Source organism: Vagococcus sp. CY53-2 (assembly GCF_022604695.1).
Classification (GTDB): domain Bacteria; phylum Bacillota; class Bacilli; order Lactobacillales; family Vagococcaceae; genus Vagococcus.
In genome coordinates this window covers 148015-166009 of record NZ_JALAHP010000002.1, presented here as the reverse complement: position 1 = coordinate 166009, position 17995 = coordinate 148015, and the positions used below count along the sequence as shown (strand labels likewise).

The 17995-nt window shown below is 33.2% G+C and carries 24 protein-coding genes, 1 tRNA gene and 2 other annotated features; of the genes, 6 read left to right on the top strand and 19 right to left on the bottom strand.

Features of this window, described 5'->3' with window-relative positions; all coding sequences use genetic code 11:
- Window positions 1-51 precede the first annotated feature (51 nt).
- From rpmA to MN581_RS04645, 4 genes are all read right to left on the bottom strand, one after another.
- On the bottom strand, window positions 52-336 hold the full coding sequence (gene rpmA, locus MN581_RS04660; protein WP_071456391.1) for a 50S ribosomal protein L27: 285 nt from the start codon (window positions 334-336) through the stop codon (window positions 52-54).
- The gene (locus MN581_RS04655; RefSeq protein WP_117972526.1) at window positions 330-677 is read right to left on the bottom strand and encodes a ribosomal-processing cysteine protease Prp; all 348 of its coding nucleotides are present in this window, start codon (window positions 675-677) and stop codon (window positions 330-332) included. The genes rpmA and MN581_RS04655 overlap by 7 nt, the downstream gene beginning before the upstream one ends.
- 22 nt (window positions 678-699) lie before the next feature.
- Window positions 700-1008: a 50S ribosomal protein L21 gene (gene rplU, locus MN581_RS04650; RefSeq protein WP_071456389.1), complete on the bottom strand. Its 309-nt coding sequence runs from the start codon at window positions 1006-1008 to the stop codon at window positions 700-702.
- A gap of 20 nt (window positions 1009-1028) precedes the next feature.
- Window positions 1029-1099, bottom strand: a sequence feature (ribosomal protein L21 leader region).
- Window positions 1100-1174: 75 nt separating this feature from the next.
- Window positions 1175-1789, bottom strand: a complete 615-nt coding sequence (locus MN581_RS04645; protein ID WP_158559374.1) for a TetR/AcrR family transcriptional regulator — start codon at window positions 1787-1789, stop codon at window positions 1175-1177.
- A 270-nt stretch (window positions 1790-2059) separates the two neighbouring features.
- Between MN581_RS04645 and MN581_RS04640 the strand changes: the two genes are divergently transcribed.
- A tRNA-Arg gene (locus tag MN581_RS04640) sits at window positions 2060-2133 on the top strand.
- Window positions 2134-2207: 74 nt separating this feature from the next.
- On the opposite strand, the gene MN581_RS04635 is transcribed toward MN581_RS04640, so the two are convergent.
- Window positions 2208-2909: an O-methyltransferase gene (locus MN581_RS04635; protein WP_117972524.1), complete on the bottom strand. Its 702-nt coding sequence runs from the start codon at window positions 2907-2909 to the stop codon at window positions 2208-2210.
- Window positions 2910-3050: 141 nt separating this feature from the next.
- On the opposite strand from MN581_RS04635, the gene MN581_RS04630 reads away from it, so the two are divergent.
- The gene (locus MN581_RS04630) at window positions 3051-4970 is read left to right on the top strand and encodes a fructose-1,6-bisphosphatase (RefSeq protein WP_117972523.1); all 1920 of its coding nucleotides are present in this window, start codon (window positions 3051-3053) and stop codon (window positions 4968-4970) included.
- Between the two features lie 100 nt (window positions 4971-5070).
- On the opposite strand, the gene rplT is transcribed toward MN581_RS04630, so the two are convergent.
- The 10 genes from rplT to dhaK form a co-directional block, all read right to left on the bottom strand.
- The gene (rplT, locus tag MN581_RS04625) at window positions 5071-5430 is read right to left on the bottom strand and encodes a 50S ribosomal protein L20 (RefSeq protein WP_071456385.1); all 360 of its coding nucleotides are present in this window, start codon (window positions 5428-5430) and stop codon (window positions 5071-5073) included.
- Window positions 5431-5496: 66 nt separating this feature from the next.
- Window positions 5497-5697, bottom strand: a complete 201-nt coding sequence (gene rpmI / locus MN581_RS04620; protein WP_071456384.1) for a 50S ribosomal protein L35 — start codon at window positions 5695-5697, stop codon at window positions 5497-5499.
- A gap of 25 nt (window positions 5698-5722) precedes the next feature.
- Window positions 5723-6244, bottom strand: a complete 522-nt coding sequence (infC, locus tag MN581_RS04615) for a translation initiation factor IF-3 (protein ID WP_117972522.1) — start codon at window positions 6242-6244, stop codon at window positions 5723-5725.
- Between the two features lie 25 nt (window positions 6245-6269).
- Window positions 6270-6406: a sequence feature (ribosomal protein L20 leader region), on the bottom strand.
- A gap of 177 nt (window positions 6407-6583) precedes the next feature.
- A complete protein-coding gene (locus tag MN581_RS04610) occupies window positions 6584-6775 on the bottom strand; it encodes a hypothetical protein (RefSeq protein WP_158559372.1) in 192 nt (63 codons plus the stop codon).
- Between the two features lie 202 nt (window positions 6776-6977).
- Window positions 6978-7178, bottom strand: coding sequence for a cold-shock protein (locus MN581_RS04605; protein WP_071456381.1), 201 nt, complete (start codon window positions 7176-7178; stop codon window positions 6978-6980).
- A 182-nt stretch (window positions 7179-7360) separates the two neighbouring features.
- Complete coding sequence (gene dhaQ, locus MN581_RS04600; protein WP_117972520.1) at window positions 7361-8350, bottom strand: DhaKLM operon coactivator DhaQ; 990 nt, start codon at window positions 8348-8350, stop codon at window positions 7361-7363.
- Between the two features lie 103 nt (window positions 8351-8453).
- Entirely contained in the window at window positions 8454-9587 is a 1134-nt protein-coding gene (locus MN581_RS04595) for a glycerol dehydrogenase (RefSeq protein WP_241699282.1), read from the bottom strand.
- 15 nt (window positions 9588-9602) lie between these two features.
- Entirely contained in the window at window positions 9603-9971 is a 369-nt protein-coding gene (dhaM, locus tag MN581_RS04590) for a dihydroxyacetone kinase phosphoryl donor subunit DhaM (protein WP_117972518.1), read from the bottom strand.
- Entirely contained in the window at window positions 9972-10550 is a 579-nt protein-coding gene (gene dhaL, locus MN581_RS04585; protein WP_241699281.1) for a dihydroxyacetone kinase subunit DhaL, read from the bottom strand.
- 15 nt (window positions 10551-10565) lie between these two features.
- A complete protein-coding gene (gene dhaK / locus MN581_RS04580; protein WP_241699280.1) occupies window positions 10566-11555 on the bottom strand; it encodes a dihydroxyacetone kinase subunit DhaK in 990 nt (329 codons plus the stop codon).
- A 165-nt stretch (window positions 11556-11720) separates the two neighbouring features.
- Between dhaK and dhaS the strand changes: the two genes are divergently transcribed.
- Complete coding sequence (gene dhaS / locus MN581_RS04575) at window positions 11721-12260, top strand: dihydroxyacetone kinase transcriptional activator DhaS (RefSeq protein ID WP_117972515.1); 540 nt, start codon at window positions 11721-11723, stop codon at window positions 12258-12260.
- Between the two features lie 39 nt (window positions 12261-12299).
- On the opposite strand, the gene trmB is transcribed toward dhaS, so the two are convergent.
- From trmB to MN581_RS04555, 4 genes are all read right to left on the bottom strand, one after another.
- The gene (gene trmB, locus MN581_RS04570) at window positions 12300-12944 is read right to left on the bottom strand and encodes a tRNA (guanosine(46)-N7)-methyltransferase TrmB (protein ID WP_117972514.1); all 645 of its coding nucleotides are present in this window, start codon (window positions 12942-12944) and stop codon (window positions 12300-12302) included.
- A 54-nt stretch (window positions 12945-12998) separates the two neighbouring features.
- Window positions 12999-13778 (bottom strand): phosphotransferase family protein, encoded by a 780-nt coding sequence (locus tag MN581_RS04565; RefSeq protein ID WP_117972513.1) that lies wholly within the window; start codon window positions 13776-13778, stop codon window positions 12999-13001.
- A 104-nt stretch (window positions 13779-13882) separates the two neighbouring features.
- The gene (locus MN581_RS04560; protein ID WP_117972512.1) at window positions 13883-15112 is read right to left on the bottom strand and encodes an ABC transporter permease; all 1230 of its coding nucleotides are present in this window, start codon (window positions 15110-15112) and stop codon (window positions 13883-13885) included.
- Window positions 15112-15846, bottom strand: coding sequence for an ABC transporter ATP-binding protein (locus MN581_RS04555; protein WP_117972511.1), 735 nt, complete (start codon window positions 15844-15846; stop codon window positions 15112-15114). The genes MN581_RS04560 and MN581_RS04555 overlap by 1 nt, the downstream gene beginning before the upstream one ends.
- 147 nt (window positions 15847-15993) lie before the next feature.
- Here MN581_RS04555 and MN581_RS04550 point away from each other — a divergent pair, with 147 nt between their 5' ends.
- The 3 genes from MN581_RS04550 (at window position 15994) to MN581_RS04540 (ending at window position 17978) form a co-directional block, all read left to right on the top strand.
- Entirely contained in the window at window positions 15994-16416 is a 423-nt protein-coding gene (locus MN581_RS04550; protein WP_241699279.1) for an HIT family protein, read from the top strand.
- Between the two features lie 2 nt (window positions 16417-16418).
- Window positions 16419-16799: a YtxH domain-containing protein gene (locus MN581_RS04545; RefSeq protein WP_117972509.1), complete on the top strand. Its 381-nt coding sequence runs from the start codon at window positions 16419-16421 to the stop codon at window positions 16797-16799.
- Between the two features lie 132 nt (window positions 16800-16931).
- The gene (locus MN581_RS04540) at window positions 16932-17978 is read left to right on the top strand and encodes a peptidylprolyl isomerase (RefSeq protein ID WP_241699278.1); all 1047 of its coding nucleotides are present in this window, start codon (window positions 16932-16934) and stop codon (window positions 17976-17978) included.
- Window positions 17979-17995 lie beyond the last annotated feature (17 nt).

The window sequence follows — 17995 nt, the reverse complement described above, 5'->3', positions numbered from 1 at the left end:
CAAAATAAAAAAGCAACTTATCCCAACGAATAAGCTGCTTTAGAGTTTTAATTATTTAGCCACTGGATAAACTGATACTTGTGTTTTTTCGCGACCTTTGCGTTCGAAACGAACAACTCCGTCCACTTTTGCATACAATGTATCATCTCCACCACGACCAACATTTTCACCTGGATAAATTTTTGTTCCGCGTTGACGGTATAAAATTGATCCACCTGATACAGTTTGACCATCAGCACGTTTAGCACCTAAACGTTTTGATCTTGAGTCACGACCGTTAGTAGTAGAACCTCCACCTTTTTTATGGGCGAATAATTGTAAATTCATTTTTAACATGGATTTGCACCTCCTTGACTGAGTTTAACTTGTATAAATGCTTGATTATCAGCTTCAATTGAGCGTAGCCCAATTAATAAACTGTGAACCAATAAATTTGTTATATCAATTTGTTTATCTGATAAAGAATCCAATCTTTCAAAATAAAGATATCCTGACTCCATTTCATAAATGGGCATATAGTCTGCTAGTTCGTTAATACTATTTATCGTATTAATTGACAAAGCAGATGCTGCTGCACACACTATGTCGTATCCATAAGGACCTGATTCAGCATGTCCATCCATTTCAAATGATAAAAAGTCACCGGTCTCAGTTTGCTTAAATTTAGCCTGTATCACAAGCATACCTACTTTCTAAAAATTAGGCATTAATTGCTTCAATCATAACTTTTGTATAAGGTTGACGATGACCTTGTTTACGATGACTGTCTTTTTTAGGTTTATATTTGTAAGTGACAACTTTCTTTTGTTTTCCTTGTTTTTCAACAGTTCCTTCAACAGTTGCTCCTTCAACAAGTGGTGTTCCAACTTTTGTTGATTCTCCACCTACTAAAACGACTTCATCAAACACAACTTTACCGCCAGCTTCTACGTCTAATTTTTCAACGTAAATGGCTTGACCTACTTCTACTTTAACTTGTTTTCCACCAGTTTTTACAATAGCGTACATGTTTGTTCCGCACCTCCTTCTTCTATACTTAGACTCGCCGTTACAAGCGACTTGCGTTCTTAATACTTGTTTCGTGCGGTTGTAGTTGTGGTGCACACAAATACAACATTAACATTCTACCAAAAAAAAAGAGAACGGTCAATAACTTTTGACCATTCTCTATAAATTAGAGTGTTTCAGATACAAAAAAGTCGGACAACCCAACTTCAATAAACAATTCAGAGCGATACATTTTTGATACCATTGCGGCAATATAATGATTCGCGTAAATCTGACCTTCACTAACCCACGCATTTGAAATACCTAGCAACGAGTATACAACAAAGTTATTTACCAATTCTTTTGGCATTTTTCTAACTGGGATAGAGTTACCATAGTTCACATGAGCTAATACGTAGTCATATAAACGTTCACTAAATAATACGCGGTAATCTTCTGCATCGTTTTCATTTAGTAACGTAACAAAAAATTCTGGTGAGTTACCAATATAAGCAAACACACGATCTAAAACAATTCGTGGAATTTGTTTTTCTTCATCACCTTGATAAGGAATGTACTCCACCACTGATTCATAGAAATCTTCAATGATTTCTTCCATAATGGTTTCAATAAATGTATCTTTATCTCGATAATGTAAATAAAAAGTACCTCTAGTAACACCTGCTTGATTTGTTAAATCTTTGATGTTCATTTCACTCAAACTACGTGTTTTTAACAAATCTAGAAAAGCTTGTCTTAATTTTTTACGAGTTTTAATGACTCGTGGATCGATTTTCCCCATATTGTATATTCCCCTTACACATAAATTAATTGTTATATTGTTTAATTTCCCCATAATATCAACAATACTTTTGTAAGTATACATCATACTTCTACTTTTTGTCTAGTTTTTTAAAATTCCGTTTGTTTATCATCCATTTTTTCTTCTGTTTTTCCTTTTACATAGGTTTTTTTAAAAAATAAATTTTTATAAAAAAACAGTTGACTATCCTGTGAAAATTGTTTATGATTATTCTGTTGTTTGAAACAACCAATACTACTTATTCATTCAGTCGCAGTAGCTCAGCTGGATAGAGCATTCGCCTTCTAAGCGAACGGTCGGGGGTTCGAATCCCTCCTGCGACGTTATTTAACCCAACTGTTAATTTATTTATCAGTTGGGTTTTTTATTTTAATAAAAAATAAGGAATGTGACTCTATCACATTCCCTTGTCACTTTTTAAGTGTACATTATCCACTTCTTTTGAAATCATTAATACGCCATCTCCTAAGGGAAGAATCGTGACAGATAAGTCTTCATTTCCTAGTACGGTATCATATAATTGATTTAATTTTCGATAAATAGTTCGCTGGCTCTTAGGTATATCCTTTATATCATGCATGACTGTTCCCGCTTGAAATACGTCATCGATCATAATCACGCCACCTGTTTTTACTAACCTTAAACATTCTGGTAAAAACTCAATATACTTTGATTTTGCACTATCCATAAATATAAAATCATATGGCCCATCAAGAGTTCCTAATAAATCTTTTGCGTCACCTTCTAGTAAAGTTACTTGATCTTCAATTTCTAATTGTTCAAATGTATTCTTTGCTCGCCTAATCATAACGTCAAATCGGTCAATCGTCGTCACATGACTATCTTTTCCCATAGCCTCTATCATCAAACTAGCAGAAAAACCAATAGCAGTGCCAATTTCCAAAACATTTTTTGCTTTAATTTGTTTTAAGAAAAATCGTAAAAACGTCGCTGTTTCATTTGGAATAACTGGTACTCCTGTTTCTTTAGCTTCTTCTTGGACTTTTCCTACTTTACCGCTCATTTCCGGTTGTCTATGCCTAAGTAATTCTATTATTTCATCTTTTAAAACTGGACGATACATCATTTCATTTCTCATTTTTTATCACCTACCCCATCCTTACAAATTATACAAATTTTTTTATCGTTTGACAATTAGGTATTTTTTACTAATTGGTATATATTGACTAATAATGTATGATAGACTACTATTAAGGTAAAAAGAAAAGGTTTAGATTATATGATAGAACAAAATAAATATCTTGATTTACTTTATAAACAGTATGAAAATGAAGAAAACATTATTAGCGAAATCATAAATTTGAAAGCGATTCAAAACTTACCAAAAGGCACTGAACACTTTGTTAGTGATTTACATGGGGAGTTCAATGCTTTCCAACATTTATTAAGAAATGGATCGGGTAATGTAAAAGAAAAAATAAATGATGTCTTTAATAATGAATTAACTTTTAATGAAAAACAGAACCTTGCTTCACTTATTTATTATCCCGAGGAAAAATTAAAACATCTTGAAAAACAAATTAACGCTAATTGGTATAGACAAACAATTGATCAATTAATTCGTTTAATAAAATTTAGTGCGAGTAAATATACTCGCTCAAAATTAAGAAAATCTTTACCAAAACGTTTTTCATATATCATTGAGGAGCTACTTTATCAAGTAAAAACTAATGCTGATAAAGCAGAATATTATAATCAAATCATTTCTAATATTTTGACGCTCAAACAAGGAAACGCTTTAATTATTGACCTGTGTTACACTATCCAACGTTTAGTTATAGACCATTTACACGTTGTCGGCGATATATATGATAGAGGACCTGCACCAGATAAAATTATTGACGCTTTAATGAATTACCATTCAGTCGATATACAATGGGGAAATCATGACATCATTTGGATTGGTGCAGCAGCAGGTTCTCCTATTTGTATGATGAATATCATTCGCATTTCAGCAAGATATAATAACTTAGATATTATTGAAGATACTTATGGTATCAACTTACGACCGTTACTGACTTATGCAGAAAAGTACTACCTAGATAATCCAGTATTTCAACCGAAAACAACACCTGAAACGATATCTTCAAAAGAAGAGCTGTTAGAGACAACCAAAATACATCAAGCAGCCGCTATTTTACAATTCAAATTAGAGGAACAATTGGTTTCTAGGCGACAAGAGTTTAATATGGATCATAGAAAATTTTTAACAACTGTCGACTACACTGACTTATCGGTTCACCTAAAAGGAAAAAAGTATACTTTAACCAACACCTGTTTCATGACAGTAGATCCTAATAATCCCACTAAATTAACATTGGAAGAAGAAGATATTATTGAACGTTTAATGCATAACTTTATCCATTCAGAAAAATTAAAACGCCATACTGATTTTTTAGTAAGAAGAGGAAATATGTACCTGGTCTACAATGATAACTTACTTATTCACGGTTGCGTTCCTTTAAACCAAGATGGTTCATTAAAAGCTTTCCATATCAACGGACACGCGTATAAAGGGAAATATCTATTAGATTTTTTTGAAACCAGCTTAAGAAGAGCTTACGCTAATCCACATAGTCATAACGATATCGACACAGATTTACTTTGGTATTTATGGTCAGGAGAAAATTCGTCATTATTCGGAAAAAAAGAAATGACTACTTTTGAACGATATTTCATTAAAGACAAGGAAACTCACATAGAAGAAAAAAATGCTTATTATAAACTTAGAGAGAATCAAGAAACGATTTCTTTTATTCTTTCTGAATTTGGTCTAAACAAGAAAGATAGCCACCTTATAAATGGTCATACTCCTGTTAAAGAGATTAAGGGAGAAACACCTATTAAAGCAGGAGGAAAAATGTTAGTAATCGATGGAGGATTTTCAAAACCTTATCAAAAAACAACCGGTATCGCCGGATATACTCTTTTATATAATTCTTACGGCATGCAATTAGTTGCTCATAAACCTTTTTCCTCTATAGAAGAAGTTATTTTACAAAACGATGATATTGCTTCAGTCAAACGAATTGTGGATAGACCTGTGGATAGAAAATACGTAAGAGATACGACTATTGGAGCAAGTTTACAAGAACAAATCAATGACCTAAATAAACTATTGAATTATTTAAACTATTAATAAAAAAACACATGCTTTTTAGATTTATCTCACCTAAAAAACATGTGTTTTTCATATAAAAAATCTAGAAAACATACATTCTCTAGATTAATAACTCTTATTATTTAGCTAAAGCAGCTTTTGCTTGGTCAGCTAATGTTGTAAATGCTTCTGCATCATGAATAGCAATATCAGCTAACATTTTGCGGTTCATATCAATGTTTGCTAATTTTAAACCATGCATGAATTTAGAATAACTTAAACCATTCATACGAGCTGCTGCGTTAATACGAGCAATCCATAATTTACGGAAGTTACGTTTTGTTTGACGACGATCTCTAAATGCGTATGTATAAGAAGTCATCACTTGTTCTTTTGCTGTTTTATATAATGTATGTTTTGAGCCATAGTAGCCTTTAGCTAACTTAAGCACTTTTTTACGACGTTGGCGAGTTACTGTTCCACCTTTTACACGTGCCATGATAATTCCTCCTTGAGTTGTTCATTATTTCAATATATATTTTTAGCTATTATCAGGAACTAAAAATTATTTCATGCGAGTCAATTGTTGACGAATACGTTTGTAATCGCCTTTTGATACCATTGCTGGACGACGTAATTGACGACGTTGTTTTTTAGTTTTTCCATGGAAACGGTGACTAGTAAATGCACGATGTCTTTTAAGACCTCCACCACCAGTACGTTTTACACGTTTTGCTAATCCACGGTGTGTTTTCATTTTTGGCATGTTATTTTCCTCCTCAGATTCTTACCTACTTATCTGTTTTTGGTGCAAGCATGATAAACATACTTCTACCATCCATTTTCGCTTTTTGCTCAACAACTGAGATATCACTTGTTTCATCTGCTAAGCGATTTAAGACGTTCTGACCAATTTCTTTATGGGTAATCGCACGACCTTTAAATCGGATAGAAGCTTTCACTTTATCACCTTTTTCAAGGAATTTACGCGCATTACGCAATTTGGTATTAAAATCATTGACATCGATTGTTGGGCTCAAACGAACCTCTTTCACATTAATGACTTTTTGTTTTTTACGGGCTTCGCGTTCCTTTTTCTGTTGCTCAAAACGGAATTTTCCATAATCCATAATTTTTGCAACTGGTGGTTTAGCATTTGGTGATACTAAAACAAGATCAAGATTTGCTTCTTGAGCAATTCTTAAAGCTTCTACTTTAGATTTAACACCTAGCTGTTCTCCGTCTACTGCAATTAAACGTAGTTCTCTTGCACGAATGCCGTCATTCACCATATTATCTTTTGCTATGGTCATTCACCTCCGAATTTTTTAGAGAAAAACACAGAAAAAAACGAGCTCTTTACAAATAAAGACCCCGCACCAAAATAGTATTTGATATTATATCAAAACTAAACGTTATCTAGCCCAACAATTTTTTATTGTTAAGGCGAGAAGCGGGTGCTTCTGCTTTAATTTCTCAACTTCTTAATTGTATAAGAATCAAACAAAAAAGTCAACAACTTTTTTATCATTTAATAACGTAGTATTCTATACTTGTTCTAAACATTATGTATGATATCTATCAGAAAGGATGAACAGCTCCTTCCATCGTGTTATGTTTAAAGAGTGTCATCTATGGGGTTAATTCCCATCTTAACCATTGTCAATTACCAACTGTACTATGCCCCATACACCATTTAATTTTTCTAAAATACGCCTGACACATTTTTTATCTTGCAATCCATTATCATCTGAATTTTCTGATACCACTTGGAAACAACTTAAAATAGATGATTGTACTCTTGAAAATACAACCTGGTTAAATACATCTCTTGATTCACTCAATCTTTCTACGTGCCACTTTGAACAGATCCACTTTTCTCCTGATAAAATCCAAGGACTTAATCCAAGGACTTATTGTAAATATGGATAAAATGATTAGCATCGGTTTAGCCCTTAGTATGGTGATAGACAAGCCATTTGATTCAAACAAATAAAAAACCACTTAAGAATTAACTTAAGTGGTTTTGTTTAATTAAAAGTTAGATTAAGCTTTAACGATGTTAGTTGCTTGAAGTCCACGTTGACCTTCTTCAACATCAAAAGTCACTTCTTGACCTTCTTCTAAAGTTTTGAATCCGTCACCTTGGATAGCTGAGAAATGTGCAAATACATCTTCTCCACCTTCTTGAGTGATAAAACCAAAACCTTTTTCAGCGTTAAACCATTTTACAGTTCCGTTTGCCATGTTGTGTTTCCTCCTTATTATCGCGTAATCATATACGCATATTTTGTTGCAATAAATGTGACGCTTAATAGGAGAAATGTAAACAGAACGTTAATTTTCCTAAAACGAATCAAATATACTACGCTTATTAATATATCATAAGTTTCATTTAAATACAACCTTTTTTTCAAATAATTAATTTTTTACCAAGCAAAAGCATTAGTTGGTTTTTCGAGATACTCTAACCAACTTTCTTCGATAATTTCTAAAAGAGTCAACGAAATTCCAGCCATATCAGTTGATGTCATATAATTTCCTGTTTTAGCGTAAACAACCGTTACACCCTCTAACTCTAACAGCCTTTTGACATCATTTGAAAAAACATACTGCTCCATTACCGTCGTTGTACCCAAACCATTTATAAGGATTGCAAATCTTTTATTAGTATGATCATCATACTGAACGAGTAATTTATTTAATAGCTCATTGGCTAAGTGTTCTGACGAATGAAAGGGTTCACTTCGATATCCTTCTTCACCATGAATGCCAATACCAAAGGAAATCATATCTTTTTCTAAGGTAAAGTTAGACGTTTCTCCAGTTAAACTTGTCCCACTTGACAAAGCCACCCCTAGACTATTCATTGAGTTGATGACTTTTTCTCCTATTGAAACTAATTCATCTAATGTTTTCCCTTCACTAGCTGCCGCTCCCAGTATTTTATGTACAAAAATAGTTCCAGCAACACCTCGACGTCTTTTTTCAAAACTTCCGGTTTCAACTGAACAGTCATCATTGACAATCACGTGAGAAACCTTATGACCCGCGTCTTTCGCTTGCTTTTCTGCTTGTAAAAAATTACTGACATCAGCCTCAAAGTTTTTTATGACTAATAAAACGCCGTCACCTTGATCTGTTTTCTGAATGGCTTTAAATACCTCTTCAGCTGTTGGTGGAATAAATACGGGGCCGCTCACCGAAGCATCAAGCATATTTTCTCCAATATACCCAAAATGTGCTGGTTCATGGCCACTTCCCCCACCACTAATGATTGAAACTTTGTTTGGTATACTGCTTTTTCGTAATAATATACCTGTTTTAGGAATTCTTTGTAAGATATCTTGATGAATGTATGCCACACCATTTAAAACTTGTGAAACAGTATCGTTTGGTTTATTGATAATCCGCGTCATAACATCCCCCCTTCTTCTTTTTCCTCCCTAGTCTAACATAAGTATATAAAACAATAAACAGCCAGATCATAGAGCATTCTGGCTGTTTGAAACCTTTAAATCATTATTTATGTTTCGCTTTGTAATCACGACCAATCTTATCTGCTGCAATAATGGCAGCCGCAACTTCTTCCTCAACAATAGGGAAAGGCATAGAGTGAATTGATTCTTCTGGAATACAAGCCTTTTTAGCCACTTCCATTGCTTCTTCAAACGTAATGCTTTCTACGCCAATGTCTTCTAAACAAACTGGTAAGCCAATAGATAAACTAAAATCAAGTACTTCATGTAATTCTTTTTGTGAGGCATTTTCTAAGACTAATTGACAAATCACACTAAAGGCAACTTTTTCGCCATGGAAATATGAATGAGTTCCTTCTAAAGCAGTTAATCCATCATGGATTGCATGAACAGCAGCTAAACCACTACTTTCAAATCCTAAACCGGATAATAAAATATTGGTTTCAACAATATTTTCTAACGCTGGTGTCACGATGTTATTGTCACATGCTATTTTGGCACTGTAGCCATTTTCAAGTAATGTCTCATAACATACTTTAGCTAATGTGTAAGCTGCAATCGTATTTTTAGCAGGAGCTGTTTCTTTTGTCACATACCCATTTGGTAAACCGGCATTAACATTTGAGAATGAATTCGCTGTTGCACGAGCTTCAAATAATGTTGATAACGCATCCCCCATACCTGATACTAAAAATCTGGTTGGTGCATTAGCAATAATCGTTGTATCAACCATGACCACACTTGGGCTTTGTTTAAAGTAAGCATAGTCATCAAATTCACCATCTTCAGTGTATAAAACAGCTGAATGACTTGTTGGTGCATCAGTTGCAGCAATAGTTGGCACGATAATTAAGTGATCTCCTTCAGCTACACATTTTGATGTGTCAATGGCTTTACCACCACCTAAACCAATCACACAATCGGCTTCATTTTCTTTAGCAAATGCTTGTAACCTTGCTACTTCACCACGTGAGCATTCCCCATTGAAATGACTTGGAATAAATGTGATACCAAATTTTTCTGCTGTCTTGTCTAGTTTTTCTTGCACACGATTAATATCATCTTGATGTGCGATTAAAAGAGCTGTCTTTCCAAATGTTTTAACATAATAACCTAAGTTCAGTAATTCATCTTCGCCTTGTACATATTTTGATGGACTAATAAATGCTTTTCTCATGATTTTTCCCCCTAGTTATTTTACCTTTAATTCGCTTAATTGTTCTTCAATGGTTTTTAAATCAGCACCAGCTTGTATTAACGCGGCCGCTGTATAACTACTTTCCACTAATGCTGTATCATATAAAATGACATTTTTATCTGTCATGTCCATTGCTAATTCCAAGTTCATTTTAGCACTTCCTAAGTCATAAAAAGCCAGGATAGTGTCTGCTTCATTTTCTTCAAATGCTGACATAATCGTATCAAAACTAGTTCCAATACCGTTGTCTTCCAAACCGCCAGCTGTTGTAATCGAAACATCTTTGGCTACTTCTTTGATTAAACGAGTAATACCTGTTGTAATCTCTGATACATGTGATACTAATACGATTCCTAAACTCATCTATTTCACTCCTACTTCTATCATAGCTTCAAATAGGTAACTACTTGACATAGCACCTGGATCAATGTGTCCAATTGAACGTTCACCTAAATAAGAGGCACGTCCTTTTGTTGCTTTCATCTCTTTTGTTTCTTCGGCAATTTCTTTCACTTTTTCTTCTGTTAAAGAACCGTCTTTGAGGGATTCAATGACACGTGACCAAGTATCAAGCATTGTTTTTTCGCCTGGCTCACTTTTGCCACGTTTTTGAATTTCACTCATGCCACCTTCTAAAATTGTCACCAAATCATCTGATTTCATTGATGCTTTTGTCATTCCCATAAAAGCAGAACCATATAAAGGACCAGAAGCCCCACCGACTTTACTAATCAATGTCATAGCCGCTAACTTAAAGACATCTGTTGGTGTTTCTGGATTTTTTTCTTCGATAACTTTCATCATTTCACTCGTTCCACGAGCCATGTTAGCACCATGATCACCGTCTCCGATTGGTGTATCTAAATCACTTAAATACGCTTTATTTTCGCCAACTTTATCTGTAAAAAGTTGTAACCAATTTATAATTTTCTCTGCTTCCATACAATTTTCTCCTTTTTACCACGCAATTGTTGTAACAGGTGCTTTCAATGCTTCTGTCCATTCAGGTGTATCTAGGTGAATCATCGTTAACGATAATCCTTCCATATCAATTGATGTCACCACATCACCAACTTTTTTGAAGTCAACAATTAATCCATCTTCTTCTAATAGCGCTTTCACATCATTCATGAAAACAAACTGTTCCATTAATGGTGTTCCACCTAAACCATTCACTAACACACCATATTTATCACCAGATTTCCAGTTAAATTCATCTTTTAGTTTCCCAACTAATTCTTCAGCTAGTTTTCTTGATGATTGTAGTTTTTCTTTACGATAACCAGGTTCTCCATGGATTCCCACACCGAATTCAATTTCGTCTTCTTCTAAAACAAATCCTGGTTTCCCTACAGCAGGAACTGTTGCACCGGTTAAAGCAACACCTAGTGTTTTAATGTCTTTAACTAATTTGTCCCCGATTTCTTTTATCTCAGCTAATGTTTTACCATTTTCTGCGGCATGACCCAAAATTTTATGAACGAAAATAGTTCCAGCAACACCACGTCTTCCAGCTGTGTATGTGCTATCTTCAACCGCAATGTCATCATCAACTAAAACTGTTTCAACTTCAATGCCTTCCATTTCGGCTAAATCTTTTGCCATTTCAAAATTCATCACGTCACCAGAATAATTTTTAATGACAAGTAATACTCCAGCACCATCATCGGCTGCTTTAATTCCTTCTAGTACTTGATCTGGAGTAGGTGATGTGAAAATTTCTCCACAAACAGCGGCACTCAGCATTCCTTTTCCAACGAATCCAGCATGTGCAGGTTCATGACCACTTCCTCCACCACTTACGACACCGACTTTGTTACCAGAAATAGTCTTTTTAGCAATAACGTTTGTTCCTGGAACTCGTGTTACTAAATCACTATAAGCGTAAGAGAGTCCTTCAAGCATTTCATTTAATATATCATCTGTTTGATTAATTATTTTTTTCATCGTCGCTTCCTCCGTTTTCTTATCTATGTCTGTATTATATAAAGAAAAGGCTTTCTTCGTAATGGACAGTTTTGAAAATGTGTCCGCTTTCAAAAATGAATCATATTTGTCTTTTTCGTTTTAGCTTGTTATTCTATAGACAAGGTCAACTAAAGGAGGTCTCTCATGGCGTCAACTGGTTCTTTAATCACAAAAAAAGTCATCGCCTATTCGTTAAAAGATTTATTAAAGACAACTCCCTATCAAAAAATATCCATCAAAGATATTATGTCTCATGCTGAATATCGTAGACAAACCTTTTATGATCATTTTACAGACAAAGAAGATCTGATTATTTGGATTTATCAACAAGAACTCACTGAAATTGTGGAGCATTTTATCAACTATGATCACTGGACAGTGATTATTAAACGATTGGTTGATTATTTCGAAAAAAATAAATTATTTTACCAAAAGACGCTACTAGAATCCTATGTTTTTGATGCTCAGTTATCGACTCAACTACAACAATTTATTTTATACCTAATCACCCATCAAAAAAAAGAAACGATAAAACAAATCAAACTTGAAGAAACGGCTGATTTTTATGCATTTGCTGTGACAGGCGTCATTAAAAATTGGTTGTTTTATGATTGCCAAACACCAAAAGAACAACTTACCTCATCTATTATTACTCAACTATCTTTTCTCATCAGAGAAAAATAAAAACATCTTTGCGTTTTTTTATCCGCAAAGATGTTTTTACTATTTCTCTTTAAAAGTTGCTTCTAATCGATAAATTGGTTGTCCCTTCGAAGAAAATTTTTCTTCATACTCTGTCATAATATTGCCTTCATAATCGCTACCATGCAAGTCAAGCCACACTTGATTTAAAACCATACCATATTGAGACAAACTAGCTAATGAATATTCAAATAAACCTTGATTATCCGTTTTAAAGTGAAGTTGTGCACCTGACTTTGAGATAGTTTCATAGGTTTTTAAAAATGTTTTATACGTTAGCCGTCTTTTAGCATGCTTCTTCTTTGGCCATGGATCAGAGAAATTCAAATAAATTTGAGACACTTCACCTTCTTCAAAAAAATCAGTTAAATCTGCTCCATTGACTAATAATAATTGCAAATTAGGTAACTGCTCAACTAATTGTTTTTCTAATACTGAAATCATAGCATTTGTTTGCAGTTCAATACTAACATAGTTAATATCAGGATGAGCTTTTGCCATTTCGACAATAAATTGCCCTTTTCCACTCCCCACTTCTATGTGGATGGGTTGTTCTTTTGCAAAACGTTCTTGCCATTTACCTTTCCACAAGCTACCATCAGTTAAAATATATTGTGGATTGTCTTTAATTGTCTCCATTGCACCTGGTTTGTTTCTTAATCGCATAACGTATTCCTTTCTCTATAAAATAGCCCCTTGACTTTTAAGTCAAAGAGCTACTCATACCTCATATAATTTTTTTAATAATGAAACATAGTTTGACATTTGTTTGTATTCTTCTCGATAATAACTTCTTTTAATTTGCTGCAACAAGTTCATGCCTGCGTACCAATTAATACGCTCCAACACTTCATCATCAACTTGTATACCATACATTTCTAACCAATTAGGCCAATCCTCTCTAGAAACATATTGCCCTAATATAGTCCCCAAATCATAAGCTGGATCAGCTAAAACAGAATAATCCCAATCAACCAAATATAATTCTCCATTTGATGCTAACATCCAATTATTATGAATAGCATCTCCATGACACGCAACAAATTCAACTGATGCATAAGATGGTAAGTGATTTTCTAAATAACGAAAAATACGCATTAAATAATCGTCGTTTTTCAATTCCTTAGGTAAATCAGTTATATAATCTTTCAAAAAATCAAAGACTGATTTTTCTGCACCATCCATTCTTTTAAGCATTGATTTTAATGACTCTGATTGATGAAGATAACGCAACATATGTGCAACATCTTCACTCTCAGGGAGTTCATCTACCTCTAATTGTCGTCCTTCTAACCATTCTTGTGCAGTTAATATGTCCCCATTACTTGTTCTTTTTGTCCAAAGTAATTTCGGCGTCAAACCTTCACGAGATAATGCGGCTAAAAAAGGAGTAGAATTACGCTTAATAAAGACCCTCTCATTTTCTTTCATACCTTTATAAGCTTTCCCGGTATCTCCTTTTATTGGTTGGAGATTCCAGTTTTTATCAAAATTAAACATGTCTATTACTCTCCATAACTGTCCTTTACTCACTTTTACCATCATTCCACTGTTCCACTACGGGATTACGAAAATTTAGTATAACACATTTCTATTAAAGTTTTTCATCTATTTGCATTTTTTTCAATTTTTTTTAGTCTCAAAGGAAGATACCCCCACGAGAATACTAAGCATACCACCACAAATATCCCAAATAATTGCATTGCCTCTACTTTATTAGGTAATACAATCAACACAATTATGCCATAAATAATTGTCATGATAATTAATACACTTCTTATTATAGATAAAACTGCACCAGATTTTTTCTTAGGAGAAACAGGATACAGCTTAATCATCAACATATAGTCGAATGCATGATACATTGGAATTAATTGAAATCCCAACAAATAGATAAACAAACTACCTAGTATAGCCATTAACCAAAATGACTGAGTAAAAAATAAAAGAATCGCGCCTACAGCAACCAATCGTAATGTTAAGCTACTATACTCAGAACTTCTTGCAGCAACTCTTGCATACAGATAAAGATAAGTATTCTCTGAGGTTTTCTTAACTTTATTCAGTAAGCCATCTAAATATTTCCGTCTTCTAACATCTGATGACAAGCCCGGAACATCCGTAAATAAATTAAAGAATGAATAAATTCGTTTCATTCTTTTTCTCTCCATGTTAATACTCTTTTCCCAATTCAATTGACTTATTTCTAACGTTTGTTTTGCTAATACCACTAGCAAGGTACTCACAATAATTGAAATGACTGTTCCAATATAAAATGATAAAAATAAACTTGAAGAAAGACCAATTAAAGCTCCAATACACCATACAAATCGATGCGTTATCACCTTTTTCTCTGTATTAAGATAAAGTGACTCTAACTGTATCCATAAATCTGCATATTTTAATGAAATCAAGCTTGCAATTATGAATAATGCCATAGAAAGAGTCACCGATGTTGTTGCCGCTACTAAAGGAAACGTCACTCCGACAATTAGAGATAAGCTAATCATTGGTAAAATAGTCGAATATCTTAAACTTTGTTTCAAATAAGTCATCATCGCTCTTTCCTTTGGCAGTAAAAATACCATATCTGCTTCTTGCATCAAGGTACTCAATCGTCCAATAAATAGACTGATAATCCAAAGCAGCAGCACCATAAAAGGTACCCACGTAACCAATGGAGTCAATGTTTTTAAATATTCGGAATAGTAATAACCAAAACCTCCTAGTCCAACCATACAAATTAAAATAAAATGATCATTCATCACATATTTTAAATAGCGAAGCATTTTTTTTCGATGTTTAGTAAGACGTAATTTATAAAATTCTGCCATTATTTCCCCTCCTCTTTAGTAAGAGATAAATAAATATCATCTAAAGAAGAATCTGGTAAATTAAACTCCTCACGTAATTCCTCCATTGTCCCATTCGCCCTAACTTCACCATTATGCAAGACCACAAAACGATCGCAATATATTTCAGCTGTAGCTAAAATATGAGTGGACATCAAAATAGCAGCACCTTGTTGTTTCATTTCATTCATCAATTCAAGAAGAGCATTGATAGCCAATGGATCTAAGCCTAAGAATGGCTCATCTATGATATATAAACTTGGCTCTGTTAAAAAAGCACACAATACCATAACTTTTTGTTTCATTCCTTTTGAAAAGTGAGTGGGAAACCAATCTAATTTATTTTCTAAACGAAATAATTTTAATAAATACTCCGCACGTTTTAAAGCTTCTTCTTTAGGAATATCATACGCCATCGCCGTCACTTCAATATGTTCCCTTAATGTCAATTCATCATACAATATTGGACTTTCTGGTATAAAGCCTATTTTTTTTCGATAAAATTCAGGGGCATTAAAAATGGTCTCATCATCAATGGTAATTTTTCCTTTTTGTGCATTAAGTAACCCAATAATATGTTTTATGGTTGTACTTTTACCTGCGCCATTAAGACCGATTAACCCAACCATCTCACCAGATTTCACTTCAAAATTAACTGATTTTAAAACAGGAACATGACCATAGCCTCCTGTTAGATTTTCTATTTTTAAACTCATTATTTTTCCTCCAATATATACTAGACTGATTATATCATATATCGTTCGTTTACTTACTTATTTTAATATTCATTGTCCTAGCTTTTCATTCAATTGTGATAATGTTACACTAAAACAGAAAGCTAATAAACATAGGAGGAACAAAGCATGACTGATTGTATTTTTTGCAAAATAATAGAAAAAGAAATACCTAGTTACCCTGTATATGAAGATGATATGGTATATGCCTTTTTAGACATTACTCAGACCACTAAAGGACATACTTTGGTGATTCCAAAAAAACATGTTACTGACATTTTTGAGTATGATGAGAAGTTAGCATCAGATGTTTTTACTAGAATCCCTAAAATTGCACGTGCTATTGAACAAGCCTTCCCCGATATGGTTGGATTAAATATGGTTAATAATAATAAAGAAGCGGCTTATCAAAGTGTCTTTCATTCACATGTCCATCTTATTCCAAGATATGGGAAAGAGGACGATTTTTCAATGACCTTTGCAGATAATGGTTCAAAATACTCAAAAGAAGATATGCTATCCATTGCTCAGTCCATTAACAAGGAGATTTAAAAATGAAAAAAAAAGAGAAAAATAACTCTTTTTCAGGAAAAAAATTTATTAAAGGCTTTTTAATCGGAGGAGCTATTTGTGGGGGGGCTGCTCTCTTACTAGCTCCACGATCTGGAAAAGAAACCAAACAATCAATCACTAATAAAATAGAAACAGATATCAATTTTCTTCTATCACTAAGTAATCAAATTGATACTACCAAAATACAAGCTAATCAATTAGTAACCTTATCACAAGAATTATTACCTGTCTTTGAACAAGAAACATTAAAAAGTCTTAAAAAATTTAAATTTAAAGCCAAACCAAGGATCGAACAAATCAAAGAACAATTAGCAAAAATTGAACAAGATATCACTGAATTTAAAGACACTCTTGAACAATAAAGTCTTAAATTATTTATAAATTATTATTAACTTTTTAGATAACTATTTAGTTTCATTCTTTTTATGGTATAATAATAAACATGCTTATGAATCATCCATAATATTTATTGAAAACTAGATTGGAGAATTAACATGAAAAACAAAAAATTAAAATTAGCCGCTGTCGCGCTATTAAGTATGATTACTTTAGCAGGTTGTTCTGGCGGTAAAGATATCGTTACAATGAAAGGTGGAAAAATTACTGATACTCAATTTTTCGATGAATTGAAGAAAAGCCCTACTTCATCTGAAACATTGGTTAACATGATTATTCAAAAAATCACTTTAGACGATTACGGTAGTAAAGTTGACCAAAAAGAAATTGATAAACAATACTCTACTTATGAAAAACAAAATGGTGGTAAAAAATCTTTTGAAGCCCTACTGAAACAAAACAACATGACAGCTAAACAATTTAAAGATAATATTAAACAAAGTTTGGCCTTCAAAGAAATGTTGAAATCTCACATCAAAGTAACAGATGCTGATCTTAAAGAAACTTGGAAAACATATCACCCACAAGTAGAAACTCAAATTATGTCATTTGACTCTAAAGAAAACGCTGAAAAAGCATTGAAAAAAATCAATGATGGTGATGATTTTGCTAAAGTAGCGAAAAGTGACTCTCAAGATACTGTCACTAAAGAAGATGGTGGTAAAGTGAAGTTTGACTCAACTGCTACAACTGATCCTGCTGGTGTAACAGTTCCTACTGAAGTAAAAGAAGCTGCATACAAATTAGAAGACGGTAAGGTATCTGATTTAATCACTGTTCAAAACCAACAAACTGGTACAGATGTTTATTACATTGTAAAAATGGTTAAAAATAAACAAAAAGGTAATGATTACAAACCTTATGAAAAAGAATTAAAAGACATTTTTGAACAAACTAAAATATCTGATCCTACTTTCCAACAAGAAGTTATTGGAAAAGAATTAGAAAAAGCAAATGTAAATATTAAAGATAATCAGTATAAAAATATATTAACACCATACTTACCACAAAAAGAAACAAAAACAAGTGATAGCAAAACATCAGAGTCTAAAACAAGTAAATCTTCAGATTCTAAAACAAGTAAATCCTCAGAATCTAAATCAACTGAATCTAGTAAAGAAGAAACCACTGAATCAACTAAATAATGCTAATAATAAAAAAC